This window comes from Corynebacterium tuberculostearicum, from assembly GCF_030229345.1.
In the GTDB taxonomy this organism is placed as follows: Bacteria; Actinomycetota; Actinomycetes; order Mycobacteriales; family Mycobacteriaceae; genus Corynebacterium; species Corynebacterium tuberculostearicum_G.
The window spans coordinates 159,220-184,524 of the sequence record NZ_JASPGP010000004.1 but is presented as its reverse complement, the minus strand read 5'-3'; the positions used below and the strand labels follow the sequence as shown (position 1 = coordinate 184,524).

Genomic DNA, 25,305 nt, shown 5'->3' with positions numbered 1-25,305 from the left:
AGAATCCGGAACCCATTTCGACTCCACACAATCACCTAACCCATGTCAGGTGTTTCCACGACCACTAGAAATCAAGCCGTCATAAAGCACTAAAAATCCCCCTGCCCCGCGTGTGCGGAGAGGGGGATGAAATCTACCTAGAGGAGATTACTTGGTGTTGGCGGAACCGCCAGCAGCCTCGATCTTCTCTACAGCAGACTTGGAGAACTTGTCAGCGGTGACGTTCAACTTAACGTTGATGTCGCCGTTGCCCAGAACCTTGACCGGCTTGTTAGCGCGGACCAAGCCGGCAGCTGCGATGTCAGCAACGGTGATGTCGCCGCCATCTGCGAACTTCTCAGCCAGGTCAGCAACGTTAACTACCTGGTACTCAACGTGGTTCGGGTTCTTGAAGCCCTTCAACTTAGGCAGACGCATGTGGATCGGCATCTGGCCACCCTCGAAAGCAGCGGAAACCTGCTTACGAGCACCGGTGCCCTTGGTACCGCGACCAGCGGTCTTACCCTTGGATGCCTCACCGCGGCCGACGCGGGTCTTAGGCTTGTTTGCTCCTGCGGTTGGGCGCAGGTCGTGCAGCTTGATGATATCAGCCATGGTTTACTCCCCTGCCACTTCTTCGACGGTGACCAGGTGGCGAACCTTGTGAACCATACCGCGAACGATCGGGGTGTCCTGCTTAACTACGGAGTGACCGATGCGCTTGAGGCCGAGAGCCTCAATGTTCTTGCGGTGGTTCGGCTTGGTGCCCACCAGGCCCTTTACCTGTGTAATCTTCAGAGCCATTGCTTATGCCTCCTGACCTGCGCGCTTGCGCAGCATACGGGCCGGGGTGACCTCTTCGATGGACTTGCCACGACGTGCGGCAACCTCTTCAGGGCGGACCAGCTGCTTGAGGCCGTCCACGGTAGCGCGGACGACGTTGAGTGCATTGTCGGAGCCCAGGGACTTCGACAGGATGTCCTGCACGCCAGCGCATTCGAGCACTGGACGAGCAGCACCACCAGCGATAACACCGGTACCAGGTGCGGCAGGTTTCATCATGACGATGCCAGCTGCGTCGCGACCCTCAACCGGGTGGGTGATGGTGCCGGCAATCATCGGAACGCGGAAGAAGTTCTTGCGAGCCTCTTCAGCGCCCTTCTGGATTGCGGCCGGGACTTCCTTGGCCTTGCCGTAGCCAACGCCAACCTGACCCTGGCCGTCACCAACGACGACGAGGGCGGTGAAGGACATGTTGCGGCCACCCTTAACGGTCTTGGAGACGCGGTTGATGGTCACAACGCGCTCGATGTACTTATCGCGCTCGTTGTCCTGCTGGTTACGACGATCGTTGCGGCGGCCGTTGCCACCGCGGTTGTTCTTGTTGTTCTCGGCGGAGCGTCCGCCGTCACGCTGTTCACGGTCCGACATTAGGCGTTCCTTCCGTTGATGTTTCCGTTGACGATGATCATTAGAACTTCAGACCACCTTCACGTGCGGCGTCAGCCAGCGCAGCGACGCGGCCGTGATACTTGTAGCCTGCGCGGTCAAATACGACGTGCTCGATGCCAGCGGCCTTAGCGCGCTCGGCAACCAACTCGCCTACCTTGGCGGCCTTGGCCTTCTTATCGCCCTCGAGTGCACGAACGTCCGCCTCCATGGAGGATGCGGAGACCAGAGTGTGGCCTGCCAGGTCATCGATGACCTGGACGTGCATGTGACGGGAGGAGCGGTGAAGAACCAGGCGCGGTGCCTCAGGGGTGCCACGCAGGGTCTTACGGATACGGAAGTGACGGCGTGCGCGTGCTTCGCGACGACGAGAGGAAATGTCCTTGCCGACTGGAGTGCGCTTGGTGTTTTCAGTGTTTGCCATTGCTTACTTACCCGTCTTTCCGACCTTGCGACGGATCTGCTCGCCCTCGTAGCGAATACCCTTGCCCTTGTAAGGATCGTCCTTACGCAGACGACGGATATTTGCGGCGATCTGTCCGACTAGTTGCTTGTCAATACCGGTAATGGACAGCTTGGTTGCGCCGTCCACTGCGAAGGTAATTCCCTCCGGAGCCTCGATGAGGATCGGGTGGGAGTAGCCCAGGCTGAATTCCAGGTCCTTACCCTTCTGCTGGACACGGTAGCCGACACCGAAGATTTCCATCTTGATGGTGTAGCCCTCGGTCACGCCAACAACGGCGTTGTTCAGCAGGGAGCGGGACAGTCCGTGCAGAGCACGGTGCTTGCGGTGGTCATCAGGGCGGGAGACGGACAGTACGCCGTCTTCCAGGTTGATGGCGATAGGCTCTGGAACGTTAACGCTCTGGGTGCCCTTTGGGCCCTTAACCTCAACGTCTTGGCCGTTGATCTTGATTTCGACGCCGTTCGGTACGGCGATTGGTGCTAGACCGACTCGAGACATGTGTCAAACCTCCCTTTACCAGACGTAGGCGAGAACTTCTCCGCCTACGCCCTTCTCCTCAGCCTGACGGTCAGTCAGCACGCCGTGGGACGTGGAAATGATAGCCACGCCCAGGCCGCCCAAGACCTGTGGCAGTTCGGTGGACTTTGCGTACACACGCAGACCCGGCTTAGACACGCGACGCAGGCCAGACAGGGAGCGCTCGCGGTTGTTGTACTTCAGCTCGAGGGACAGGGTGTGGCCCTCGACGGTGTAGTCAGCGATGTAGCCTTCCTGCTTCAAGATGTCGGCAATGTTTGCCTTCAGCTTGGAGGTAGGCATCGACACGGTGTCATGGTGCGCATTACTTGCGTTACGCACGCGCGACAGCATGTCGGCAATAGGATCAGTCATAGTCATATGAGTGACCGTGTACCTTTCTCGTTGCGGTTCCCGTGCTCACCAAAGCGTTCTCCGTGTGATTTCGGGCTACTCACGCTCCCTACGGTCAATACCGTAAGGCGCTCGCCACCCTTTGATTCAGACAACGGTCCGCTATCTACGGCGAGGGGCCTACAACAAAGTTGATGTTCAGTTCTTGCATCGGCTCAGCGCTTTCTGCAGCTCAGCATGCCAAAATCCACAATGATTGGGGCACGCCAACGCCTCGGCGCAAGCACGTGGTACTATGCTACGCCATAACCTGCGGTTTTCCAAATAGTCCTGTCCCTTCATTAGAGTCGAGACCAGCACGAACGTGAATAAGGAGATGGTGATGAGCCAAACAAACGAGGACCCCATCCAATCCGCACACGAGTGGCTCGAAGAAGCCGCCCGTCACCTCGGCCTCGATCCTCAGGAGGCGACCGCACTCACCCGCGAAATCCTGGACCTCACCAAGGACGTCGCGCACAATCGCTCCCGCCCCGCGGCCCCACTTACTGCCTTCCTCGTGGGACTAGCTTCCGGCAACGCAGAGGAAGCCCGCAGCAATATCGCTGCCCTGAAGCAGGAGTTGCAGTAATGGCCGGCCGCAAGAACTCCACCTTCGCTGTCACCAAGGTCCGCCTGGGAGATGGCCTGCAGGTTGAAACCCGCGCCGATACCGTCGCCGGCGAGGAGCCTCTGGAAATCCGCGCGGGTGGCCAGACCATCACTACCACCATGCGCACCCCCGGCCATGACATTGAGCTGGCGCATGGATTCTTGCATTCAGAGGGCCATATTGCTTCGCTTAGCGACGTCACCGAGGCCCGCTACTGCGCCGGCGCCACCGTCAACGGCATGAATACCTACAACCTGCTCGACATCGATCTGGCGAAGAAGAATGTGCTGGATCTGAGCGATCTTCGGTTGACCACCACCAATTCTGCCTGCGGCGTATGCGGCACCTCTTCTATCGAGGCTTTGACTAAGCAGACCCGCTACCCGATTCCGCATATACCAGTGGACCCCTATGTCGTCGCCAAGCTGCCGGACAAGCTGCGGGCCGAGCAGAAGCAATTTAAAAAGACCGGCGGCATTCACGCCGCCGGTGCCTTCACCTTAGACGGTGAACCGGTAGTCATCCGCGAGGACATCGGCCGTCACAATGCCGCAGATAAGGTCATCGGCCACCTCCTATTAGAGGAACGACTCCCCGCCGATGACCTCATTTTGGTGATGAGCTCGCGCGCCAGCTTCGAGCTCGTCCAAAAGGCTACGATGGCCGGCTTTGGCATGCTGGTTGCCGTCAGCGCCGCCTCCTCCCTGGCCGTAGAAACGGCCCGCGAAACCGGCATGGCGCTCGTCGGCTTCGCCCGCGGCGACCGCTTTAATCTGTATTCCGGCGAGCTCGCCTAATCGCGGTAGGCCTCCGGCCCGCGGTTAAGCCAGGCGTATACGCCGCCAACCAATAGGCCGCCACCGATGAAGTTGCCGATCCATACCAGGATCCAATTGAGAGCTACGTTGCCGGCGGTCAGGGCTGCCGGCACCGGGTCGGAAGCAAATAGTGTGATGCTAAACAAGCAGAAGTTTGCGATAACGTGCTCCAAGCCCAACGCTACAAAGGCTCCGATAATCGGGATGATGACAAAGAACTTTGAAGCCGCATCCTTGGCAAAGATGGCACCGACGATGCCCATGTTGACCACGAAGTTCGCGGCGATGGCCTCTACCAGCATGCCCTGCGGGGACTTGATGAGCTTGCCTTCAGAAACCGTCACCAGCAGGTGCGAAGGATCCAAGTCAGCAAATTTGGCGGACATCGCCATAATGGCGGCAAAGATGATCGCCCCCACCAGGTTGAAAATGGTGGTAATAAGCAGCAAGTAAAAGGCCTTGCCCCATGCCACGTGTTTATTGCTGGCGGCATAGACCATGTACATCATGTTGCCGGTAGCCAGATCCGCACCCAAGAGCAAAATGGCGAATAGGCCGACTCCGAAAAACAGGGCAAAAGCCACAGCCCCCAAACCCGGCGCAACGCCATTGACAGCTTGGCCTACCACACCGGCGAAGGCGGTACCGATGCACAGGTACACGCCGGCCAAGGTGGAGCGCACCGCGAAGCGAGAGAAGGATTCATCCAACAAGGTGACCTTTTTGACAGCTGCCGCCTTGGCAGCATCATTGAGAGACATCTTTTACCTCATTAATTAGAGCGAATTAAATCGCTCTAATCTTATCGTGACCACCTGATTCCGCGTCAATTCCGGGTATGCATACCCCTGCGTTGTAAGCTAGAGCTTTCCTATAACCCTAACTTCTCTTCGGAGGTCGCATGGATTCCCACTACCGTCCGCGGAGGGAACCGAATCGGCTTCCCGCTCATGGGCGCCGGAGCGTTCCATCGCGATCCGACCGCACAGATGCTGATCGCCAGTGGCGCCAGACAGAAACGCGCACCCGCCAACAACAGCGCCGCCGCCCACCGCGCCGCATTGAGGAAACATCGCTTCCCCGGCACCGCCGCAAGCCCACACTGTGGGAGCGAATCAAAAAGGTATGGAAGTCCTCCGGCATCCTTCGCGTGGTCATCGGCATCGTCGCTACCGTGTTACTCGCCAGCACGATTAACCGCGTGGTCAACCCTCCAGAGGGACTAGAGACCAATGAAGTCACCGCAGAAGAGGCGCCTGCCATCGACCCTTCACCTGCGGTCGAGCTCTTCATCCCGGCTATTGAGGTCCATGCCGATTTCCAGGACGGCTCCTGCCGCGTAGTTAACGGCGCCATCAATCCGGATTCCATGAATAAGGCCTGCACCTATACAGCCGAAGACCGTCCTTATTCACTGCCGGGCACGACGGCCCAGGACATCGTAGTCATCGCCGGGCATACGGGTGCGGGCGTGCCAGGCGTATTCAATAATCTCTACGATGGCTCTGCCAATGAGCACAAGGTTCATCTGGGAGACAAGCTCTACGTGCGCACCCAAGACTCCGGGCAGAACTGGCTCATCTATACCGCAACTGACCTGCACGACCCTGATAAGCAGGGGCTTTCCGACGACGCCTCTATCTGGGGCGATGGCCCCATGCCCGGCCGCCTACTCACCATCAGTTGTATCCAACCTGCGAATCCGCTGGAGCCAGCGGTGCGCAACGCGGTCGTCGGCTGGCAGTATGAGGGCACCACGCACACAGAGGCCGAAAGAGCTTAAGCTAGGTCCGCACACGCCAGCGCCTGCGCACCTTTGAATTCAAGAGGCTCGGTAAAACTAGAAAATCCCAACGCCCCTTCCGGGGAGTTGGGATTTTTAGCGCTCTATTTACTTGAACGGGAAGCCGAGCTCGCGCAGGAGCTTGCGGCCCTCGTCGTCGTTAGTAGCGGTGGTAACGACGGTGATGTCCATACCACGAGGACGATCGATCTTGTCGATGTCGATCTCGTAGAACATGGACTGCTCGGACAGGCCGAAGGTGTAGTTGCCGTGGCCGTCGAACTGCTGATCAGACAGACCGCGGAAGTCACGAATACGTGGCAGCGCGATGGTCAGCAGGCGGTCCAGGAACTCCCACATACGGTCGCCGCGCAGGGTAACGCGTGCGCCGATGGGCATGCCCTCACGAAGCTTGAAGTTCGCGATGGACTTCTTAGCGCGACGCAGCTGTGGCTTCTGACCGGTAATAGCGGTCAGGTCCTCGAGAGCGCCGTTGATGACCTTGGAGTCACGTGCAGCTTCGCCAACACCCATGTTGACGACGACCTTGGTGACACCAGGGATCTGCATGACGTTGTCGTAGTTGAACTCGTCATTCAGGGACTTGCGGATTTCCTCGCGGTAGCGAGTCTTCAGACGCGGGGTGTAGTTCTCGCTCATTTTTAGATGTCCTTCCCGTTGCTACGCGCGATACGGACCTTCTTGCCGTTCTCGTCGAAACGGTAGCCCACGCGGGTCGGGTTGCCTTCGGAGTCAACGATCGCAACGTTGGACACGTGGATCGGAGCTTCCTGGGTAACGATTCCGCCGGACTCGGCGCCACGCTCGGCAGCAGAGTTTGCGACGTGCTTCTTAATGCGGTTAACGCCCTCAACGAGGACCTTGTCACGCTTTGGGTATGCCTCGATGACCTTGCCCTTCGCGCCCTTATCTGGGCCCGAAATGACAATCACCATATCTCCCTTATGGATCTTCATAAGACTAGATCACCTCCGGTGCGAGAGAAACGATCTTCATGAAACGCTTGTCACGAAGTTCGCGAGCAACCGGTCCAAAGATACGGGTACCACGGGGCTCGCTATCGCCCTTGAGAACAACTGCAGCGTTCTCGTCGAAGCGAATGTAGGAGCCGTCCGGACGACGGGTCTCCTTCTTGGCGCGGACGATAACGGCCTTTACTACGTCGCCTTCCTTGACGTTGCCGCCTGGAACGGCGTCCTTGACAGTCGCGACGATGACGTCGCCGATGCCAGCGGAGCGTCGGACAGAGCCGCCGAGAACGCGGATGCACAGCAGTTCACGTGCACCAGAGTTGTCGGCGACGCGCAGACGCGATTCTTGCTGAATCACTATGGGTCTCCTGACCTGGATTGATGTGCGGTAAGATTTCCGTCCTTGCCGCACGCGGTCTACAAACTTGCGATGCTCAAGCCTTGACAACGGACTATGCCGAAGGGTCTCGGACCGGCGGTTCGGAAACGCACCGCTACGGGCCGACCAGCTTTTGCAACCTATACATTCAACCACACGCCAGCACCTATACCAAAACACTGCTTAGCGCTTGCCGACGCCCCCTTTCCTCCCAAATTATTTTCGCCAACACCCCCGCCTACCCCTTGACCTCTAATTTCGAATGCAATGACACGCATACATAGCAAAGTTGACCCCATTATCTGCACATTCACCCAACACCCTAAAGGTCCTTAGTGCAATTTTAGCCGCACACCCGTTCTATTCTTCCAGGTTTCCCACACCTGTAACCCATGGAAATTACAGTTGACTAATGTTTTCAGCGTGACAACTGTGAATCTTGTGACTATCGTGATTGGCGTCGAGAACGACTCATATCTTTTGGCGCGTACCTCCACCGGATGCGCGTAACAACACATTCCCTTAAGGAGAACCACATGAAGCGTTTGCCACAGACTCTGACCGCTGCAGTACTGACCGGCGCTCTCGCCTTCGGCGGCGCAGCCGTCGCCCAGGCTCAGATGCCACTACCAGCTTCCATCGAAACCGATGGTATTACCTACGACAAGCAGTCCGACGGCAGCTACGCACCACGCGACCGCTTTGAGAACCCAGCCGGCGAGAACTCCGCGCCTATCCTCACTGAAGATCAGGCTCGCGCTATCTGGGAGCGTCAGCAGTCCGAGGATGGCGAAAACACTGATTCTGAAGCCCCTGAAACCGAGACCGATACTGAAGGCGCAGCCGACGCCGAGGGTACAGACTCCGAGGGCTCCGAAGAAGAGGGCATCCCTGCCCCAGCCACCAAGAAGGACGCAGAGGGCAACGAGTGGTACCAGAGCCTGAAGGATCCGGCCGTCTACGTAAACGACCCGGCTAAGGTGAACGAAGAGATCACCGACGAGATGCGCGACGCTTACGCCAAGGCATTCCCATCTGAGGATCCGAAGCCTGGCTTCGACAAGAAGAAGCTGGCTTGGTTGGCACTTCCGGCAGCGCTGGTTATCGGCGGCATCACCTGGTACCTGTCCCAGGACGGCAAGACCTACGTCAAGGACGAGGCACGCAAGGGCCAGGAGCCAACCGCTGAGGAGAAGGCTGCTTCCGAGCAGATGCTGAACGCCAACAAGGATGAGGTTGTTGCTCAGGGCGGCAAGCTGGCCGAGGGCGACGCTGCTCAGGCTGGCGCACCGGCTGCACCGGCTGCTGGCGAGGGCACCGACTCTGTTCGCGGCATGGCCGCTGAGACCGGCTCCAACTCCGTTGCACAGGCTCTGGCCGCTCTGGCCGTAGCTGCAATGGTTGCTGCTGGCGCCTTCGCTGCACGCCGCAAGTTCTTCGCTTAAGAAAGAACTCCCCTACTGAGTAGGGTCTGAAACTGAGACTGGCTGTGCCGGTCGGACTACGGTCCGGCCGGCACAGCTTTTTGTATGCCTGACTAAAACTGCGGTCACTCAGAGTCAAGGGCCCATCCGATTTAAGGCCGATCTGATCAGGCTGAATTGAGGCAGAAAAGGCCGATCTGAGGAGTGGTTTTCCTCAGATCGGCCTGATCACTATGGACCTAATGTGATGGACCCGAGAGCCCACCGTTTTGCTTGTAAAGGATGCGCATTAAGACGCGGATTCGGAAGCCGGCGAGGCTGTCTGTGCCGGTACTACGGCGGGCTTGGGATCCACGGTGAAGATATCGGTGCCGGAGCCAATGAGCTCGCCGGGGCGGAAGACCTCGGTAGGAATAACGGGGCCGGTCTTCTTCGAATTGGAGACAACCACCGGGGTAGTTGCTGGAAATTCGGCGGCCTCGATGGCGTCGATATCGAATTCGGCGAGAACATCGCCCCGCTTTGCCGTGACGACCATCCACGAGGATGGCTCGGCCTCGTATAACTTCTATATCGAAGGCACTGCCGACCGCCTGGTCGAGCCACAGCTGGTCCCCACCGACATCGCCTGCTTCGGCATGGTCTCCCTCGCCCTTGAGCCGGGAGCCTCCAGCTATGCACAACTGCTCAAGGATTTTGCCGCGCGGGGAACCCTGGTCGCCCTCGACCCGAATATCCGCCCTTTCTACGCCACTGCGGAGCACCGCGAGTTCTTGGCGGAACTACTCCCCTACGTGACTTTGTTGAAGCTTTCCGATGAAGAAGTCGAGTTCTTGGGCGACGACCTCATTTCGCAGGTTCCCATCGTAGTGGTCACCCGCGGCGGGGAGAGGCTTAGCGTGCAGGCCGGTGAGACCAAGCTAAACGTGCCGGCCGCACAGGTTCCTGTGACCGATACCATGGGCGCCGGTGATACCATCATGGCCGCATTGCTGACCCAAATTGACGAGCGGGGACTCGACTCCTCCGCGCTCGCCCAACTGGGCGCTGCAGAGTGGAAGGAACTGCTTTCCTTCGCCGCAGCCGCTGCAGAAATCACCGTCTCTCGGAAGGGCGCCAACCCACCGCGGCGCGAGGAAGTAGAGTCATCAATATGACCTACATCAAGCGCACCCTGTGGCTGCACGCCGCGCTCTTTCTCCTCGCGTTTCTCGCCTTCATCCTGCCCGTAGTCTTTGGCACCGCCGCCCTACTCCCTGTCTGGTTGACCGGCGGGCTGAGTCTGGGGCTTGCAGCTTGCGCGCTTGTCGACGCCGCCTATAAATTCTTCGCCCCTACCTCCCCTCGTAGCCTCCGCCTGCTCTCTGGTCTTGCCGGCCTCGTTCTGCTCATCGGCTGGGGCATCTGGGTCTATATCTACGGCAATATGGCCGCCGTAGGCACAGGCTCCTATCGAATCGGCACCTTTTTGCTCGGCGCGGGAAGCGTGCTCAATCTTTTTGTAGTGGCAATTTCTTTTCTAGATGTACAACGAAAGGTCAAGTAAAGCGTCTAGCACACAGCCACTATTGGCAGCTCTCCACTAATGCGCCGCTACGACGCGGCGGGGAACGATGATGGGGGCATCGCCAAGCGGATCCTCCCAGGCCTCAGCCTCGATGCCATAGGCCTGCGCCAATACCTTCGGCGACAGCGCTTGTTTCGGTGCCCCACGAGCGATGATATCGCCGGATTTCATCACCACCATGGAATCAGAATAGTGGCCCGCCAGCATGAGATCGTGTAGGACTACAACCACTGTCTTTCCCGCCTGCGCCTGTGCGCGGGCCAACTCCAGCATGCGCATGGCATGGGCAGGGTCGAGGAAGGTCGTGGGTTCATCGAGAAGCAGCACGGGCGTATCTTGTGCCAGGGCCAACGCCAGCCAAACGCGCTGGCGCTGCCCGCCCGATAGCGAAGCGATATCACGATCGAGGAAGTCCACAATGTCGGTAGCCTCGCAGGCCTGCGCAATGATCTCCCGGTCCGTCGCGGAAAGGCCGCGCATCCTCCCCTGATAGGGATGACGCCCGCGCGCGACCAACTCCCCCACCCGCAGCCCATCGGGGGCCACGGGGTGCTGTGGCAGTAGCGCCACCTGCTGCGCGGCAGCCTTCGCGGACATGGCGTGTAGGTCAACTTCCCCAACCATGACGCTGCCCTGCCGCGGGGCCAGGATTTTCGAGAGAGTTTTCAGCAGCGTGGACTTGCCGCAGCCATTCGGCCCAATGAGCGTGGTAACTTCGCCGGCGCGGGCGTGCAGATCGACGCCGGCAAGAATATCCTTGCCATCCTTATATCCCGCATGAATGCCGGTGGCCAGGAGGCTGCACCGAGGCTGCGGGCTCGTGGGCTGTTTAGGCTGATTGTCCGTCATGTCTTTTCCTTCATCCACGTATAACTGTGTAGCACCATCCGGCGCTGTGTTTGTCCGGTTCTTCCGCTGTGCCGCGGCGCAACATTTAGCTGCGCCCGGCCGCATTCCACACCACTATCACCAAGGCGCAACCGCCGATGACCGAGGAAACCGCACCCACCGGCGCGTTTACCGGGATAGCGCCAGCGATGACGGCGCACACGGTAAGCAACGCCGCGCCCGCGGCTGCCGATGCCAGCGGCGATGGCGTGGGGGTGCGCGCCACCATCCGCGCCAGGTGTGGCGCCAACAGCGCGATAAACCCAATGGGCCCCACCACCGAGACCACCACGGCGCTGATACCGGTTGCCGCAATAAGCAGGAGGGCTCGCTGGCGGGCGATGTTCACGCCCAGGGTGGTTGCGGAGGAATCATCATGGGCAAGCAGCGGCAGCTCCCGCGCGCACCAGATGCCGATGGCGAGAAACGGCGCTAATGCCACCAGGAGGGGGAGGATGACCTCCATGTGCACAAATCCAGTCGATCCCGCGAGCCAAGTCTGCGCCTCCGCAGCGCGCAGGATCTGGGCGCTGCGCATTAAATACGCGACGAGGGCGTTAAACATCAGCGATAACGCAATACCGACGATGACGATGCGGTTGCTCGTACCGATGCCACCCAGAACAGCGAGGAGGATGACAACGAGGAGGGCGCCGATCATCGCCAAGCATGCCCGCCACCAAAACTCCGGAATACCCTCGGCGAAACTGGGGCGCGAATGCACGGTGCCCAAGACCACCAGCACCGACGCCCCGCCGGTAACGCCTAGAATATCCGGGGAGGCCAGCGGGTTACGAGCCATGGTTTGCGTCCAAGAACCGGCCAAGCCGAGGGCGGCACCCACGATAACGGTGGCGATGGCAACCGGCAGGCGCAAGTCCCACACCACCCTGATGTGGTTCTTGCTGCCGCCTCCGGTGAGGACATCGATAACCTGCCGCGGACTCAATGCCATGGGACCTTGCCCCAGTAACACTAGGTACGCACTAAGGGCGATGAGGATGAATGCCAGCGTGGAAGCGAGCACGCGCACGTGTCGGCGGCGTTGTTGAGCTTTTAAAATAGTGCTGATTGCGGTCATGCTTTATTGCCCCCATGCTCTGCCCACGCCGCGGTGAGCACCCCAAATGAGGAAAGGTGCGCCCACTATCGCGAGGACGATCGACATCTCCAGCTCCGAGTTACCCGCAATGAGGCGGCCGGTGATATCGGCCGCAAGCACGGCACAACCGCCCAAGAGCGCGGAGGGCAAAAGCAAGGAGGCAACGCTAGGGCCCACCACCCGCCGCACGATGTGGGGAACGGCAAAACCGACGAAGGCAATGGGACCCGTTGCTGCCGTTGCGCTGCCAGCCAACACCACGACGCTGAGCGCCGCGCCCACCCGCGCGGTAGTGGGGGACCCGCCCAAGGCGAGGGAGGACTCCTCCCCCATGGCCAAAAGGTCGAGGGGTCTAGCCACCATCGCCGCGCACGCTACGCCAATAACTAGCCCTATGCCCGCGATCGCGACATCTTCTGGGCCGCGGCCAAAGGTCGAGCCGATAGTCCACCGCCGCATGCTATCGAGGACGTCCGTGGAATATAGACCGATGATCATCGCGCTCGATCCCAAGGCTGCGGAGACGCCGGCGCCCACCAGAATGAGCGTCAGGGGATCCTCAAACCGCCGCGATACGGCTAAGACCAGCAGCGTAGTAATACCCGCTCCAACGAGCGCGAGGGCGGTCCGCGTACTGGTGGAGGTAGCAATGCCAATGGCCGTGCCTAAGGCAACGAAGAAGGACGCGCCCGCGGTAACACCAATAAATCCTGGATCCGCTAGCGGGTTTCTGGTCCACGATTGCGCCAGCACACCTGCCACAGCAAGGGCCGCGCCGGCGAAATAAGCCAAGAAGGTGCGCGGCATGCGCAGGTTCCACACGATATCGCGGATATCCTGCTCCCCTGCCCCGTGCAGGGCAGCGATGACCTCCCCGGGCGGAATCGAGCGGGATCCCACCGCCAAAGACGCCCCCGCCAACACCAGGCTGGTGAGGATTAAGGCGACAAGCAGCATCTTATTACTCTGTGCCCGCGCCACTACCGTTGCGGGGGTGCCGGTGGTCGTAGGACTATCTGCTGCGGAATTCGCCTGGATTTGTTGGCCGTCCATCGTGGTTGCTGACAATTACAGCTTCTCTTCAAATTTATCTACTGCCCAGGGAATGGTCACCGGATTGGGCATACTCATGGCATTGCCGGTATCGGTATCCAAGTAGCGCACGCGATCATCCCTGACAATGTCAAGGCCTTGGAAGGTCTTATCCTTCTTCAAGGCATCGGAGGAGCCGTTGTAGTCCAGGACAAAGAGGTAATCAACCTGGTTAAGCTTCGCGTAGTTTTCTGGGGCAATGTCGACGAAGAAGCTGCCGCCATCGCCCTGCAATGCATCGGGGATCTCCATGCCAAGGTCCTCGATAAATTGTCCACGCCCATCCTCCTCGGTGTATAGGCCAATTTTGCCGTCATAAGGCATGACGATGGCCGCAGACTTATCCTGCAATTCCGCGTGCTCGTGGCGGAATTCCTCGAAGGCCTTTTCGGTGTCATCGATAAGCTTATCGCCTTCGTTTTCTTTGCCCACCGCATCCGCGATGGTCTCTACCTGCTTTTCCCAGGGTACCTGCCAGTCTTCATAGCCGTTCGGCTTGACGGTGGTAGGCGCGATTTCTTCCAGGGATCCCTTCGTGCGTGCATCCACCGCCTGGTTCACCGCAATGATCTGGGTGGGGTCGGCCGCGGTGACCTGCTCAAAGGTATCCGCGGTAAATCCGGTTGCGGTATTATAAATCACCTCAGGCTTTGCCTCACCCAAAAGTTCCTCTGCCCAGGGGCCGACGCCAGAAGGGTCGCCATCGCCCTCAGCACCCCACGGCGCCACCGTTACGGGAGTGATCCCCAGGGCAAGCAGCGTGTCGGCATCACCTAGACCCAGGCTAGCCACGCGCTGCTCGCTGGCAGCGTCGGTCGCCTGAGCTGTTTCATCACCATCACCACGCGAGCAACCGCCTAAAGCTACGGCTCCGGCGGAAAGCATTGCGACTGCGCCCATGGTGCGACGGCCGAAAATCTTCATGAGGTTAAGCCTTTCAATAAAGGAGGAAAATAACCTTGCTTACCCTATAACGCATAGCCTCGATTAGGCAAGGCTAAACTAAACTAGTAATTTTTTAGACACATGAACCCTTCCTTACGATCGGCCCCAATGTCTGCGCACGAACTCATCCCCGTTACTTTGACCGCCAATAAACGGATCCGTCCGCGCTTGCACCGACTCACGTTCTACGCCGAGGCTTTCCGGACATACACCCTCTCTGGCCCCGATGAATTCTTTGGACTCGTCATGCCCCGAGCCGAACAGGAATTTACGCCCTTCCCCGTCGACGGCATAAACCTCCGCTCGGCTGTGAGCGCGATCTACGAGGAGAGGCGGCCGGACCTGCGCTGGTACACCATCCGCGCTCTCCACTCGGAGGAGGCCACAGTCGATGTCGACGTGGTGACACACGGTGATTCAGGACCTGGCTCGCGGTGGATTCGCCGCGCACAAGCCGGAGATACAGCGGGATTCTTCACCTGCAACGACCTGTGGCGGCCAATCGAGAAGCCACAACTTCTAGTCGCCGACGCATCCTCCTTGCCCGCGCTGCGGCACATTTTGGCCTACCAAGAAGACCATAACCCGGAAATGCTTCGGGCCACCGACGTTATGGCCGTGGTTACCAGCAACGACGAGGTAGAACCAGGCCTCGCAGCTAGATGGGAGGCGAGCGTACGCAGCCTGCGGATTATTCATACCCAACCGCACGAGGAGGCGGAGGCTGTCGTTGCCGCCCTGAGAGCGGACTATGCTGGTGCGCCGAGGCCAGGGTACGTATGGGCTTCCGGCGAGGGGAGGCTAGCAAAAAGCGTGCGAGGCCTCGCGGTGAATGAATGGGGCCTAGATACCACCGACGTCACGTGGGTACCCTACTGGTTTTATGGAAGGGCCCGGCCGTAAAGAAGTCCTAAAACGGCGAAGGCCCCGCCCCGAACCCTAAGATTCGGAGCAGGGACTGCGCTGGCTAATTTTTACTTAGCCTTCTCGATGATCTCAACGAGACGGAAGTGCTTGTCCTTGGACAGCGGGCGGGTCTCAGCGATGCGTACGAGATCGCCGATGCCTGCGGTTTCTTCCTCGTCGTGCGCCTTAACCTTCTTGTTAGAGCGCATGATCTTGCCGTACAGGGCGTGCTGCTTGCGGTCTTCCAGCTCGACAACGATGGTCTTGGTCATCTTGTCGGATACTACGTAGCCGGTGCGAACCTTAGGAGCGCCCTTGACCTTCTCCTTCTTCGGAGTAGGTGCCTTCTTGGAATCAGTCACGTTAGCCTCACTCATGATTAAGCCTCAGCTCCCGGAGCAACGGACAGGCCCAGCTCGCGCTCGCGCAGAACGGTGTAGATGCGGGCAATGTCGCGCTTAACCGTGCCGATGCGGCGGTTGTTGGTCAGCTGGCCAGTGGCCTTCTGGAAGCGGAGGTTGAACAGCTCTTCCTTCGCATCCTTCAGGCGGGACTGCAGCTCAGCGTTGTCGAGCTCACGGAACTCGTGGGCGGGGGTACCGGTTGCCATTAGAACTGGTCCTCCTTCTTGATGATGCGGACCTTGCAAGGAAGCTTCTGGCCTGCACGGCGCAGAGCCTCAATAGCAACGGCCTCGGTTGGGTAGCTCATCTCGAAAAGTACGCGGCCTGGCTTAACGTTAGCCACCCACTTCTCGACCGGGCCCTTACCGGAACCCATACGAACGCCAAGCGGCTTCTGGGTCAACGGACGGTCCGGGAAGATGTTGATCCACACCTTGCCACCACGCTTGACGTGGCGGTTGATGGCAATACGTGCGGCCTCAATCTGACGGTTGGTGATGTACGCCGGCTCGAGAGCCTGGATAGCGTAATCGCCGAAGTTGATGCGGTTACCGCCCTTGGACACGCCGCGACGGTTCGGGCGGTGCTGACGGCGGTACTTAACACGCTTAGGAATCAGCATGGATTAGCCCTCCTGCTTCTGCTGTGCACGCTGGCGGCGCTGGCCACCGCGGCGGGAGCGACCATTGCGGTCACGGCCACGGCCCTGTGCCGGAGCGTTCAGTTCGGACTCGCGTACGCCACCGACGACGTCACCCTTGTAGATCCACACCTTGATGCCGATGCGGCCGAAGGTGGTGTGGGCCTCTGCGGTGCCGTAGTCGATTTCGGCGCGAAGAGTGTGCAGCGGAACGCGACCCTCGTGGTAGCGCTCAACGCGGGACATTTCTGCACCGCCCAGGCGGCCGGACAGCAGGATCTTGATGCCCTTAACCTGTGGCTGGCGCATAGCGGACTGGATAGCCTTGCGCATTGCACGACGGAATGCGACACGGTTAACCAGCTGCTCCGCGATGGAGTGAGCAACCAGGGTTGCGTTTGCGTCTACCTGCTTGACCTCGAGGATGTTGAGGGCAACCATCTTGCCGGTGAGCTTTTCCAGCTCGCGGCGGATGCGGTCAGCCTCAGCACCGCGGCGGCCAATCACGATGCCCGGGCGGGCGGTGTGAATGTCAACGCGGACGCGGTCGCGGGTGCGCTCGATGACGACGTCGGCAATGCCGGCGCGCTCGAGGCCCTTGTTGAGGTAGTTACGAATCTTGATGTCTTCGGCTACGTAGTTCGCGTAGTCCTTATCGGCGAACCAGTGGGTCTTCCAGTCGGAAGTGATGCCCAAACGTAGGCCGTGAGGATGGATCTTCTGGCCCATTACTTGGCCCCTTCCTGCTGGCTTTCGACAACCACGGTGATGTGGCTGGTGCGCTTACGAATCATGAATGCACGACCCTGTGCACGCGGCTGGAAACGACGCATGGTCGGGCCCTCGTTGGCATAAGCCTCGGAGATGACCAGGGTGCGTGGGTCGAGGCCGAAGTTGTTCTCAGCGTTAGCGGCTGCAGATGCAACGACCTTGGCAACTGGCTTGGAAGCACCCTGCGGTGCGTACTTCAGGATAGCCAGGGCTTCGCTTACGGACTTGCCGCGGACCAGATCGAGCACGCGACGTGCCTTCATCGGGGTGACGCGGACGTAGCGGGCCGTGGCGGATGCGGAGGTGATGGTCTCACTCATCGCTTATCGACGTCCCTTCTTGTCATCCTTGACGTGACCCTTAAAGGTCTTGGTTGGTGCAAACTCGCCCAGCTTGTGGCCGACCATGGAATCCTCGATGAAAACCGGCACGTGCTTGCGGCCGTCGTGGACGGCGAAGGTGTGACCGATGAAATCGGGGAGAATGGTCGAGCGGCGAGACCAGGTCTTGATGACCTGCTTGGTGCCTGCATCGTTCTGAGCATCCACCTTGTTGAGGAGGTGCTCATCGACGAACGGGCCCTTCTTAAGGCTGCGTGGCATTGTTTACCTCCTCTTAGCGCTTCTTGTTCGGGCGACGACGGCGCACGATCATGTTGTTGGAGTAACGGTTCGGGTTGCGGGTGCGACCCTCCTTGTGGCCCCATGGGGACACAGGGTGGCGACCACCCGAGGTCTTACCCTCACCACCACCGTGTGGGTGGTCAACCGGGTTCATAACGACACCGCGGACGGTCGGGCGTACGCCCTTCCAGCGCATACGGCCGGCCTTGCCCCAGCGGATGTTCATCTGCTCGGCGTTGCCGACCTCACCAACGGTGGCGCGGCAGCGGATGTCCACACGGCGGATTTCGGAAGACGGCATACGCAGAACTGCGTACTTGCCTTCCTTACCCAGCAGCTGGATGGAAGCACCAGCGGAGCGAGCCAGCTTAGCGCCAGCGCCCGGCTTGAGCTCCACAGCGTGGATGGTGGAACCGGTCGGGATGTTACGCAGCGGCAGGTTGTTGCCAACCTTGATATCTGCGTTCGCGCCGGACTCAACGATGGTGCCCTGCTTCAGGCCCTTAGGGGCGATGATGTAGCGCTTCTCGCCATCAACGTAGTGAAGCAGCGCGATGTTTGCGGTGCGGTTCGGGTCGTACTCGATGTGAGCGACCTTTGCCGGAATGCCGTCCTTGTCGTTACGACGGAAGTCGATCAGACGGTAACGGCGCTTGTGGCCACCGCCGATGTGGCGGGTGGTGATGCGGCCGTAGTTGTTACGGCCACCAGTCTTGCTCAGCGGGCGCAGCAGGGACTTCTCCGGAGTAGAACGAGTGATCTCGTCAAACTCAGAAACGGAGGATGCGCGGCGACCCGGAGTTGTCGGCTTGTACTTACGAATAGCCATAATTCTTCCTTACTTCGTCTCCGTCTTAGGCCTGTGCGCCAAAGACGTCGATGGAGTCGCTGCCTTCACGGAGCGTCACGTATGCACGCTTGGTGGACTTACGCTGGCCGTAACCGGTGCGGGTGCGCTTACGCTTACCTGCACGGTTCACGGTGTTCACGGAGTCGACCTTTACGCCAAAGATCTGCTCTACGGCATCTTTAATCTGGGACTTGTTGGAGTCCGTGGAGACGTAGAACGTGTAGACGTTCTGCTCCATCAGACCGTAGGACTTCTCGGATACAACCGGGGCGATGATGATATCGCGTGGGTTAGAAATCTTAGCCATTAGTTCTCCTCCTTATCCGCGCCGGTTGCGCGGTTGATGAAGGTGTGTAGCGCCTCAACGGAGAACACAACGTCATCGGAGTAGAGAACGTCGTAGGTGTTGAGCTGGCCAGCGTCCAGGATCTGGACGTTAGGCAGGTTATTAGCGCTACGACGAGCATTGATGTCCTCGCGGCCGATGACCAGCAGCACGTTCTTGCGCTCGGTCAGGGACTCGAGGAAGGCCTTGGCCGACTTGGTGGACGGCTTCTGGCCCGGTACGAGCTCTTCGATGACGTGGATGCGCTCGTTGCGAGCACGGTCGGACAGTGCACCGAAGAGAGCAGCCTTGATCATCTTCTTAGGGGTGCGCTGTGCGTAGTCGCGTGGCTGTGGGCCATGGACGGTGCCGCCACCGGTGTAGTGCGGTGCGCGGATGGAGCCCTGGCGTGCACGGCCGGTGCCCTTCTGACGGAAAGGCTTGCGACCACCACCGCGGACGTCGCCGCGGGTCTTGGTTGCGTGGGTGCCCTGGCGTGCAGCAGCAAGCTGAGCGTTAACAACCTGGTGCATCAAAGCAATGGATGCCTCGGTGTCAAAGATTTCAGCTGGCAGGTCTACAGAGCCGTTGGTCTTACCCTCGGAAGTGTGGACGTCTAGCTTGAGGTTGCTCATGCGTGTGCACCGCCCTTCACTGCGGTCTTAACGGTGACGAGGCCGCCGCGCGCACCAGGGATAGCACCCTTGATGAGCAGCAGGTTGGACTCGGCATCGATTTTCTGAATCTTCAGGTTCTGGGTGGTCACGCGGTCGTGGCCCATACGGCCAGCCATGCGCTTGCCCTTGAAGACGCGGCCCGGGGTAGCAGCGCCGCCGATGCCGCCAACGCGGCGGTGAGCGGCCTGGTTACCGTGAGCTGCGCCCTGGCCTGCGAAGCCGTGGCGCTTCATGGCGCCGGCGTAGCCGTGGCCCTTGGTCTTGCCGGTGACGTCAACGAAGGTGATGCCCTCGAAGATGTCAACCTTGACCTCTTGGCCAACCTCGTATGCAGAGGTGTCGTCCATGCGGATTTCCGCAACGTGACGGCGCGGGGTTACGCCAGCCTTCTTGAAGTGTCCACCAACCGGCTTGTTTGCCTTGCGTGGGTCGATTTCGCCAAAGGCGATCTGGATGGCGCTGTAGCCATCGGTTTCGGGGGTGCGAATCTGGGTGACAACGCATGGCCCTGCCTCGACGACGGTAACCGGTACAACGCGGTTGTCCTCGTCGAAGACCTGGGTCATGCCGAGCTTCTTGCCCAGAATGCCCTTGATCTCGTTTTCACTCATTATTTGTTCTCCACCAAAGTCGCTTACTGGATGTTCACGTCGACGCTTGCCGGAAGATCGATGCGCATAAGAGCATCAACGGTCTTCGGGGTTGGGTCGAGAATGTCGATCAGGCGCTTGTGAGTGCGCATCTCGAAGTGCTCGCGAGAGTCCTTGTACTTGTGCGGAGAACGAATAACTGCGTATACGTTCTTCTCGGTTGGGAGCGGCACTGGGCCAACTACACGAGCACCGGTACGGGTAACGGTCTCGACAATCTTCTTTGCAGAAGCGTCGATAGCCTCGTGGTCATAGGCCTTCAGCCGAATGCGGATTTTTTGTCCCGCCACGCTTATCCTCTTCCTCGCTTCCCCACTTTCACATTCCCGGCGTTTCCGGGGCGTGAAGCGGTGGGAAATTGCTTCTCGATTTCTCTATAACGTTGTCCGGGCTTGGGGCCTGACACAACGCCAGTGGTCTGACTGTCATGACGACCAAGAGTTGCGGTACATGGCAAGTGCCAGAACGCAGTGCTCTCGACGGGGTACAAGACCCGTAGTCAAAGTATTGTGAAGAGGACGGTTTTCACGCATTACACGTGGAGAGTGTCCAATTCGTCTACTGCCGCTGTTTATTTGCCATGCCCCTTCTCCGGTCCATCTTCTCGGGGTGTCACTGCTCTAACGCGGACCTAGCCCGATTGGATGACCTTCCAGTCAATGCTTCAGGATTCCCTGAACCATGGCGACAACGAAGGTGTCATGTTCGCTTTACCAGCTCAGCGTCTCCCCGAGACTCACGCTTGGCGACGTCCGCCGCCATCACCGAATCTCGGTTCTCGCTGCCCTGTTAAAGCAACCTTTGTATTTAAGCATGTTGGGCTGCGGTTTTTCAAACCGCGCATTAAACCGTGCCAAAAATCACGTTTTGGAAAATTTTGTTGGCTCACACCCCACACCCGCTTGAGAAGTATCTAAGCTCGGAGGCAATGGCCTCGGACAATTTGTCCTGCCTAGATATCTAAATATCGCGTTCATGCATCACCCTACAAAGAAAGGCGCAATCGCCCATGTCTGAGAACAAGACTCCTGCACAAAACACCGACAACCAGGTTCCTGCTTCCGAGGAGCGCGAGGTCAATAACAACCTGGAGACCCAGTACGGCACCACCACCATCGATGATGTCGTAGTGTCCAAGATTGCCGGCATCGCTGCCCGCGAGGTTTCCGGCGTGGATTCCCTGGGTGGCGGCGGAGCCCGCATGATCGGCAATATCCGCGAGTCCTTCGGTGCCTCTGAGGACGTCCGCCAGGGCGTCGACGTTGAGGTTGAAAACGGCACCGCTCGCATCGAGATTGCCATCACCGCAGAGTACGGCGTAGCTATCCACGAGCTTGCCGAGGCCATCCGCCGCAACATCATGAATGCTGTTGAGCGCATGACCGGCCTGAGCGTCGAGCGCGTCAACGTTGTTGTTCACGACGTAAAGCTGCCGAAGGATGAGTCCGAGGCGGAAGACCAGGCTGCTTTGAACCAGGGTCAGGCTTAAGCCCAATGCCTGAGCCCCGAGCACGTTTTGAGCTCGAGGTAAGCCACGCCCGCGCTATTGCAGAGGCAGTCCAGAAGGTGCGCGGTGTCGCCGCGCTCGACGGCGGTTCGTTCGGTTCGGTGAGTTTGTACCTACCGGGCGAACGCATCGTCGGCATGCGTCGGCCCGACCCGCGCGATGATCGCCACCTGCAAATCAACATTCGCGTTGATATCAGCGCCGCGCCGGATCTTTATGCCTTGGCAGAAGATATTCGGTCCGCCGCCCGTGGGGCTTGTCCCGAACTGCAGCGCATTGACGTTGAGTTTTCTGACGCCGTAGATGGCTTATCCGCTGCTCCATCGAAGGAATAGATATGAAGAATTACACCACTTTGGGCATCATTTCCGGCCTTATTCTTGCCTTCTTCTTGTACCTAGGCTGGGGTCCCACTTTGCTCGCCGTACTCCTTGCCGCAATCGGCGGCATTGTGGGAGCACACTTTGATGGCCGTATCGATCTCACTTCTGTGTGGAATGGCCTCATTGGTAAGGAGAAAGGCCAAGGTTAATGACAGATAGTTCCACTCAGGGCCACACGCGTATCTCGCTGCGGACCATGGAACGCATCGTTACCGCCGCGATTGCTAGCGTGCCCGGCACCAAGGCTATAGAGGCCAAGCTAGCGGGCATCGGCGGCCGCGGTTTTCCACGGGTCTCGGTCCAAATGGACCCGGAGCGCGAGGTAGCGGCCGTCAACGCCACCATTGGCGTGGTGTGGCCTTCGCCGGTCACCACGGTGGCGGAACATACTCGTGCCGCCATCTCGGAGGCCATCGCGGCGCACACCGGTTATTCCACAACTCGCGTCAATGTCACCGTCGGCGGTTCCGTTCCGGGCAATCGAGTGACTGCCGCGGAGGTGGAGCAGCGCCAGGTCGCTGCTGCCGTCGCGCCTCACGTCACGCCCTCGCCGGTATGGCAGCCGGTCACTGCGGAGTCGGTGGATATACGCAGCATTGCCACACCGCAGGAGGCACCGGTGCGCACCATCGCTGCGCCGGCCACCGGCGTCGCAGTGCAGTCCGTGGACACCCCGCGCGAGGCCGAGGTACGCAACATTTCTGCAGATCTCCCCGACCACCAGCTGCGCGAGGTGACGTCCCCGAGCGACCACACGGTGCGGCCGATCAGGGAACCCAAGCCGGTTCGCGTGCACAGCGTGACAGCACCGCGCCCAGCCAGGTTGATCCCTAGTGGGCAGGTTCGTCCACTGGCACGGAAGATTCAGGTAACAACTCCTCGGCCGCAACCGCTGCGCGAGATTGAGATTCGCCACGAGTGGACTCCGCGCCGCGTACAGGCCCCCAAGTCTGCTCCTGCGCGCACGGTAAAAGCCCCGCGGCCGCAACCGCTCAAGCGCATTGAGGTCACGCCGGCAAATCCTCGGCCGTTGCACGTCGATGCGCCACGACCCGAGCCCTTGCGCGCCATTTCCATTAACCCGTACCGCCCACAAGGAGGCAATAATGGCTGATCAGCACACGCCTGAACACTTCGGGCAGCAGCCGAAGGCATCTCCGGCGGCGCGTACTTGGGCCGTAATCCTTGGGCTCCTGCTGCTCGCCGCGGGCGTCGTCGGCGTGCGCGAGACGTGGCTGGTGGGTTCCGGTTCCGACGCGCAGTCGTGGGTACAGCCGGTACTTAACCTCATCGCCACTGAAGAGCTGCAGACCTGGATGATCTGGGCCGGCGTTGCCTCCATCGTCGTAGGCCTGATTTTCCTCTTCGCCGCAGTGAAGACGCGCCGCACCACGCACATGCAGCTTGCCTCCGATACCGCGTCCATGTGGATGCGGCCGGTGGATATCGCCCGCCTCTCTTCGGCCACTGCTCGCCGCGTTCCGGGCGTGGCCTCGGCGCAGACCTCCGCGGATAGCAAGACTGCCAAGGTTACCGTCAATGGCGATACGGACGATGCGGAGCTGCAGGGCCGGGTGGAGACAGCAGTAACGCGCTGCCTGGCTCATCTCAAGAACCCACCGCAGGTCACCGTGGCTGTAGAGAAGATTCCGGAGTTGGATAACAATGTCTAGAAAACTTGCTACCTTTGACCGCATCCTGCTGGGCCTGCTGGGAATCATCCTCATCGCTTTGGGTGTGTGGCCCATCTTGATCCACTTCAACGTGGAATTTGCCAAGTACTTAGCCCTGTGGGTGGACCACGATACGTGGAAGAGCTTGGCGGACAATGACTGGTGGGCGTGGGCGCTGGCCGGTGGCTCCGCACTGCTCCTTATTCTGGGACTGTGGATTATAGTGGCTAACCTGCGCCACCGCCGCTTTAATAACGTGGAGTCCGCTTCTTCCGATGACAAGGGCTCTATCACGACGTCGATGAACGCTATCGCCGGCGCCGTGGCCCAAGATTTGGATGGAGTCAAGGGCGTAGACCACGTAGAGCGCCTCGTGGCTTATGACCGCGCGCGGCCCACGCTGCAGTACACGGTGACGGCAAATCCGGACACTCCGGTGGAGCGCCTTACCGGTGCGGTTGAAACCAATGAGCGCGATTTCCGCGCAGCGTTTCCTGACGCCGATTTGGACACCATCTACAAGCTGCAGTTCAGCAAGGTAGGTCCAATGAAGGACCTATCCGAATAGCGGGTTAGGTGTCTCCGCCACCAAGATCTCCTGAACGGCCCCAAGGCGGGCCGACTCGCCGCCCCCGAGGATCATTTCCAGTTCCTCGCCGGGGCGGCATTTTTCTATGCGCTGCCACGAGTAGTCCTGGCGAGTTACGCGGCGGTTTTCCTTAGCAAATAGGTGCAGCCCATGATCAAGCACACCGATGGCCGCTGCGAAGCGAAGGACGAACACGAAATCACCCAATTCCTGCCGTTTTAGGCCATTGAGGTCTGGGCGCTCGGCACTCAACCGCATGAGACTTGAGACCACGCCAAAGCGGTGTTCAAATCCCTCGGTATCCCGAATGGTAAATGGGCGGCCAGGGCCCGTGGGGCGAATGGACTCATAGGCCCACACCACGGGCTGGGTGTCAGGGCGGCGCACGATGATGTGGGTAGGGGTGGCGGTGATGCGGTAGGTGGGGGCGTCGGCAAGCACGAGCCATTCCCCTGCCGCAATGCGGCCGCCCTCCAAGGGAAGCAAGGGCGGATGCACGCTCGCTTGGCGCTCCAATTCCGCAACGAGTTCGGCGTCGGTGGCGCCCCATCCAATGCCTTGATTAGCCAGCATGGCAAAGAAAGTGGGAAGGCTGAGGTCGGGCTGGCCCTCCCAGGCGCGGCGCAGGGACTCAAGAGTGGGATCGATGCGGGTGGGGTCATCCATATCCGCCAAGATTACCCAGCGCCGGTGCCGGCCAGGCAGCCGGGGCCGAGAGGAGATTTTTCACCCCCGAGTTAATTTCATTCAATTAAATAAATACTATAAGTGTTCAACAATCTCGAGCCGCATATCGCCTGCTCACGATGGATTTATTGCAGAATTTTCCACCCTAACTACATCCAGTAATACCTGTCATTTTATTGGGGATTTATGTCACGGGGCTAATTTGATTGTGCTC

At 59.6% G+C, this 25,305-nt stretch carries 40 protein-coding genes; 13 read left to right on the top strand and 27 right to left on the bottom strand.

From position 1 onward, the window contains the following. Positions 1–147 precede the first annotated feature (147 nt). From rplO to rpsH, 6 genes are read right to left on the bottom strand one after another with little or no spacing between them, the layout of a single operon-like run. Entirely contained in the window at positions 148–594 is a 447-nt protein-coding gene (gene rplO, locus QP884_RS04700; protein WP_005322777.1) for a 50S ribosomal protein L15, read from the bottom strand. Between the two features lie 3 nt (positions 595–597). Next, positions 598–783 (bottom strand): 50S ribosomal protein L30, encoded by a 186-nt coding sequence (rpmD, locus tag QP884_RS04695; RefSeq protein WP_239278110.1) that lies wholly within the window; start codon positions 781–783, stop codon positions 598–600. A 3-nt stretch (positions 784–786) separates the two neighbouring features. After that, the gene (gene rpsE / locus QP884_RS04690; protein WP_005322780.1) at positions 787–1,410 is read right to left on the bottom strand and encodes a 30S ribosomal protein S5; all 624 of its coding nucleotides are present in this window, start codon (positions 1,408–1,410) and stop codon (positions 787–789) included. Positions 1,411–1,450: 40 nt separating this feature from the next. Then, entirely contained in the window at positions 1,451–1,852 is a 402-nt protein-coding gene (rplR, locus tag QP884_RS04685) for a 50S ribosomal protein L18 (RefSeq protein WP_005322788.1), read from the bottom strand. Positions 1,853–1,855: 3 nt separating this feature from the next. Further along, positions 1,856–2,392, bottom strand: coding sequence for a 50S ribosomal protein L6 (gene rplF / locus QP884_RS04680; RefSeq protein WP_005322792.1), 537 nt, complete (start codon positions 2,390–2,392; stop codon positions 1,856–1,858). A 15-nt stretch (positions 2,393–2,407) separates the two neighbouring features. Continuing rightward, on the bottom strand, positions 2,408–2,791 hold the full coding sequence (rpsH, locus tag QP884_RS04675; RefSeq protein WP_005322799.1) for a 30S ribosomal protein S8: 384 nt from the start codon (positions 2,789–2,791) through the stop codon (positions 2,408–2,410). 355 nt (positions 2,792–3,146) lie between these two features. On the opposite strand from rpsH, the gene QP884_RS04670 reads away from it, so the two are divergent. Together QP884_RS04670 and fdhD are read left to right on the top strand one after the other, a co-directional pair. Next, complete coding sequence (locus QP884_RS04670) at positions 3,147–3,395, top strand: DUF6457 domain-containing protein (RefSeq protein ID WP_284820983.1); 249 nt, start codon at positions 3,147–3,149, stop codon at positions 3,393–3,395. After that, positions 3,395–4,213, top strand: a complete 819-nt coding sequence (gene fdhD, locus QP884_RS04665; protein WP_284820982.1) for a formate dehydrogenase accessory sulfurtransferase FdhD — start codon at positions 3,395–3,397, stop codon at positions 4,211–4,213. Before QP884_RS04670 ends, fdhD begins: the two co-directional genes overlap by 1 nt. On the opposite strand, the gene QP884_RS04660 is transcribed toward fdhD, so the two are convergent. Then, positions 4,210–4,995 carry a formate/nitrite transporter family protein gene (locus QP884_RS04660; protein ID WP_284820980.1) on the bottom strand — a complete coding sequence of 262 codons (786 nt, stop codon included), beginning with the start codon at positions 4,993–4,995 and terminating at the stop codon, positions 4,210–4,212. The genes fdhD and QP884_RS04660 overlap by 4 nt on opposite strands. Before the next feature lie 140 nt (positions 4,996–5,135). Between QP884_RS04660 and QP884_RS04655 the strand changes: the two genes are divergently transcribed. Beyond that, positions 5,136–6,017, top strand: a complete 882-nt coding sequence (locus QP884_RS04655) for a hypothetical protein (protein WP_284820978.1) — start codon at positions 5,136–5,138, stop codon at positions 6,015–6,017. 108 nt (positions 6,018–6,125) lie between these two features. Here the strand turns inward: QP884_RS04655 and rplE are convergent, their stop codons facing one another. Genes rplE through rplN form a run of 3 tightly spaced genes read right to left on the bottom strand, consistent with a single transcriptional unit; the run spans position 6,126 to position 7,367 of the window. After that, entirely contained in the window at positions 6,126–6,677 is a 552-nt protein-coding gene (gene rplE / locus QP884_RS04650; RefSeq protein ID WP_200436216.1) for a 50S ribosomal protein L5, read from the bottom strand. Positions 6,678–6,679: 2 nt separating this feature from the next. After that, positions 6,680–6,994 carry a 50S ribosomal protein L24 gene (rplX, locus tag QP884_RS04645; protein WP_023027809.1) on the bottom strand — a complete coding sequence of 105 codons (315 nt, stop codon included), beginning with the start codon at positions 6,992–6,994 and terminating at the stop codon, positions 6,680–6,682. A 4-nt stretch (positions 6,995–6,998) separates the two neighbouring features. Continuing rightward, entirely contained in the window at positions 6,999–7,367 is a 369-nt protein-coding gene (rplN, locus tag QP884_RS04640; protein ID WP_005322812.1) for a 50S ribosomal protein L14, read from the bottom strand. A gap of 557 nt (positions 7,368–7,924) precedes the next feature. On the opposite strand from rplN, the gene QP884_RS04635 reads away from it, so the two are divergent. Beyond that, the gene (locus tag QP884_RS04635; RefSeq protein WP_284820976.1) at positions 7,925–8,833 is read left to right on the top strand and encodes a hypothetical protein; all 909 of its coding nucleotides are present in this window, start codon (positions 7,925–7,927) and stop codon (positions 8,831–8,833) included. Between the two features lie 268 nt (positions 8,834–9,101). On the opposite strand, the gene QP884_RS04630 is transcribed toward QP884_RS04635, so the two are convergent. Further along, complete coding sequence (locus QP884_RS04630; protein ID WP_284820974.1) at positions 9,102–9,350, bottom strand: hypothetical protein; 249 nt, start codon at positions 9,348–9,350, stop codon at positions 9,102–9,104. Here QP884_RS04630 and QP884_RS04625 point away from each other — a divergent pair. Further along, positions 9,340–9,969, top strand: a complete 630-nt coding sequence (locus tag QP884_RS04625; protein WP_284820973.1) for a PfkB family carbohydrate kinase — start codon at positions 9,340–9,342, stop codon at positions 9,967–9,969. The genes QP884_RS04630 and QP884_RS04625 overlap by 11 nt on opposite strands. Next, positions 9,966–10,358 carry a multidrug transporter gene (locus QP884_RS04620; RefSeq protein ID WP_284820971.1) on the top strand — a complete coding sequence of 131 codons (393 nt, stop codon included), beginning with the start codon at positions 9,966–9,968 and terminating at the stop codon, positions 10,356–10,358. The genes QP884_RS04625 and QP884_RS04620 overlap by 4 nt, the downstream gene beginning before the upstream one ends. A gap of 36 nt (positions 10,359–10,394) precedes the next feature. Here QP884_RS04620 and QP884_RS04615 read toward each other — a convergent pair whose 3' ends face one another. The 4 genes from QP884_RS04615 to QP884_RS04600 form a co-directional block, all read right to left on the bottom strand. Continuing rightward, positions 10,395–11,228 carry an ABC transporter ATP-binding protein gene (locus QP884_RS04615; RefSeq protein WP_284820969.1) on the bottom strand — a complete coding sequence of 278 codons (834 nt, stop codon included), beginning with the start codon at positions 11,226–11,228 and terminating at the stop codon, positions 10,395–10,397. Between the two features lie 85 nt (positions 11,229–11,313). After that, complete coding sequence (locus QP884_RS04610) at positions 11,314–12,348, bottom strand: FecCD family ABC transporter permease (RefSeq protein ID WP_284820968.1); 1,035 nt, start codon at positions 12,346–12,348, stop codon at positions 11,314–11,316. 3 nt (positions 12,349–12,351) lie between these two features. Beyond that, positions 12,352–13,437 carry a FecCD family ABC transporter permease gene (locus QP884_RS04605; protein ID WP_284820967.1) on the bottom strand — a complete coding sequence of 362 codons (1,086 nt, stop codon included), beginning with the start codon at positions 13,435–13,437 and terminating at the stop codon, positions 12,352–12,354. Next, complete coding sequence (locus QP884_RS04600) at positions 13,438–14,385, bottom strand: ABC transporter substrate-binding protein (protein ID WP_284820966.1); 948 nt, start codon at positions 14,383–14,385, stop codon at positions 13,438–13,440. A 102-nt stretch (positions 14,386–14,487) separates the two neighbouring features. Here QP884_RS04600 and QP884_RS04595 point away from each other — a divergent pair, with 102 nt between their 5' ends. Continuing rightward, positions 14,488–15,309: a siderophore-interacting protein gene (locus QP884_RS04595; RefSeq protein WP_284820965.1), complete on the top strand. Its 822-nt coding sequence runs from the start codon at positions 14,488–14,490 to the stop codon at positions 15,307–15,309. Positions 15,310–15,380: 71 nt separating this feature from the next. On the opposite strand, the gene rpsQ is transcribed toward QP884_RS04595, so the two are convergent. The 11 genes from rpsQ to rpsJ are packed head-to-tail and all read right to left on the bottom strand — an operon-like array spanning position 15,381 to position 20,542. Further along, the gene (gene rpsQ / locus QP884_RS04590) at positions 15,381–15,689 is read right to left on the bottom strand and encodes a 30S ribosomal protein S17 (RefSeq protein ID WP_005322841.1); all 309 of its coding nucleotides are present in this window, start codon (positions 15,687–15,689) and stop codon (positions 15,381–15,383) included. A 2-nt stretch (positions 15,690–15,691) separates the two neighbouring features. Further along, complete coding sequence (gene rpmC / locus QP884_RS04585) at positions 15,692–15,922, bottom strand: 50S ribosomal protein L29 (protein WP_005322842.1); 231 nt, start codon at positions 15,920–15,922, stop codon at positions 15,692–15,694. Then, on the bottom strand, positions 15,922–16,338 hold the full coding sequence (gene rplP / locus QP884_RS04580) for a 50S ribosomal protein L16 (RefSeq protein WP_005322843.1): 417 nt from the start codon (positions 16,336–16,338) through the stop codon (positions 15,922–15,924). Before rplP ends, rpmC begins: the two co-directional genes overlap by 1 nt. Positions 16,339–16,341: 3 nt before the next feature. Then, positions 16,342–17,085, bottom strand: a complete 744-nt coding sequence (rpsC, locus tag QP884_RS04575; RefSeq protein WP_023027807.1) for a 30S ribosomal protein S3 — start codon at positions 17,083–17,085, stop codon at positions 16,342–16,344. After that, positions 17,085–17,447, bottom strand: coding sequence for a 50S ribosomal protein L22 (gene rplV / locus QP884_RS04570; RefSeq protein ID WP_005276938.1), 363 nt, complete (start codon positions 17,445–17,447; stop codon positions 17,085–17,087). Before rplV ends, rpsC begins: the two co-directional genes overlap by 1 nt. A 3-nt stretch (positions 17,448–17,450) precedes the next feature. Beyond that, the gene (gene rpsS / locus QP884_RS04565; RefSeq protein ID WP_005276936.1) at positions 17,451–17,729 is read right to left on the bottom strand and encodes a 30S ribosomal protein S19; all 279 of its coding nucleotides are present in this window, start codon (positions 17,727–17,729) and stop codon (positions 17,451–17,453) included. 13 nt (positions 17,730–17,742) lie between these two features. Next, positions 17,743–18,579, bottom strand: coding sequence for a 50S ribosomal protein L2 (gene rplB / locus QP884_RS04560; RefSeq protein ID WP_005322845.1), 837 nt, complete (start codon positions 18,577–18,579; stop codon positions 17,743–17,745). A gap of 25 nt (positions 18,580–18,604) precedes the next feature. Continuing rightward, the gene (gene rplW / locus QP884_RS04555) at positions 18,605–18,907 is read right to left on the bottom strand and encodes a 50S ribosomal protein L23 (RefSeq protein WP_284820963.1); all 303 of its coding nucleotides are present in this window, start codon (positions 18,905–18,907) and stop codon (positions 18,605–18,607) included. Then, the gene (rplD, locus tag QP884_RS04550; RefSeq protein WP_005322847.1) at positions 18,907–19,560 is read right to left on the bottom strand and encodes a 50S ribosomal protein L4; all 654 of its coding nucleotides are present in this window, start codon (positions 19,558–19,560) and stop codon (positions 18,907–18,909) included. The genes rplW and rplD overlap by 1 nt, the downstream gene beginning before the upstream one ends. Next, positions 19,557–20,213: a 50S ribosomal protein L3 gene (rplC, locus tag QP884_RS04545; protein WP_005322848.1), complete on the bottom strand. Its 657-nt coding sequence runs from the start codon at positions 20,211–20,213 to the stop codon at positions 19,557–19,559. Before rplC ends, rplD begins: the two co-directional genes overlap by 4 nt. A gap of 23 nt (positions 20,214–20,236) precedes the next feature. Beyond that, positions 20,237–20,542 carry a 30S ribosomal protein S10 gene (rpsJ, locus tag QP884_RS04540; protein ID WP_003848085.1) on the bottom strand — a complete coding sequence of 102 codons (306 nt, stop codon included), beginning with the start codon at positions 20,540–20,542 and terminating at the stop codon, positions 20,237–20,239. 719 nt (positions 20,543–21,261) lie between these two features. On the opposite strand from rpsJ, the gene QP884_RS04535 reads away from it, so the two are divergent. Genes QP884_RS04535 through amaP form a run of 6 tightly spaced genes read left to right on the top strand, consistent with a single transcriptional unit; the run spans position 21,262 to position 24,383 of the window. Further along, positions 21,262–21,741 (top strand): Asp23/Gls24 family envelope stress response protein, encoded by a 480-nt coding sequence (locus tag QP884_RS04535; protein WP_284820961.1) that lies wholly within the window; start codon positions 21,262–21,264, stop codon positions 21,739–21,741. Positions 21,742–21,746: 5 nt separating this feature from the next. Further along, complete coding sequence (locus QP884_RS04530) at positions 21,747–22,094, top strand: hypothetical protein (RefSeq protein ID WP_049378862.1); 348 nt, start codon at positions 21,747–21,749, stop codon at positions 22,092–22,094. A gap of 2 nt (positions 22,095–22,096) precedes the next feature. Beyond that, positions 22,097–22,291, top strand: a complete 195-nt coding sequence (locus QP884_RS04525) for a hypothetical protein (RefSeq protein ID WP_005322852.1) — start codon at positions 22,097–22,099, stop codon at positions 22,289–22,291. Beyond that, complete coding sequence (locus QP884_RS04520) at positions 22,291–23,256, top strand: lysophospholipase (RefSeq protein WP_284820960.1); 966 nt, start codon at positions 22,291–22,293, stop codon at positions 23,254–23,256. The genes QP884_RS04525 and QP884_RS04520 overlap by 1 nt, the downstream gene beginning before the upstream one ends. After that, complete coding sequence (locus tag QP884_RS04515; protein WP_284820959.1) at positions 23,249–23,815, top strand: DUF6286 domain-containing protein; 567 nt, start codon at positions 23,249–23,251, stop codon at positions 23,813–23,815. The genes QP884_RS04520 and QP884_RS04515 overlap by 8 nt, the downstream gene beginning before the upstream one ends. Beyond that, positions 23,808–24,383, top strand: a complete 576-nt coding sequence (amaP, locus tag QP884_RS04510) for an alkaline shock response membrane anchor protein AmaP (protein WP_284820957.1) — start codon at positions 23,808–23,810, stop codon at positions 24,381–24,383. The genes QP884_RS04515 and amaP overlap by 8 nt, the downstream gene beginning before the upstream one ends. Here the strand turns inward: amaP and QP884_RS04505 are convergent. Then, the gene (locus QP884_RS04505; RefSeq protein ID WP_284820956.1) at positions 24,372–25,070 is read right to left on the bottom strand and encodes a hypothetical protein; all 699 of its coding nucleotides are present in this window, start codon (positions 25,068–25,070) and stop codon (positions 24,372–24,374) included. The two genes, amaP and QP884_RS04505, sit on opposite strands and share 12 nt — an antisense overlap. Positions 25,071–25,305: the final 235 nt, after the last annotated feature.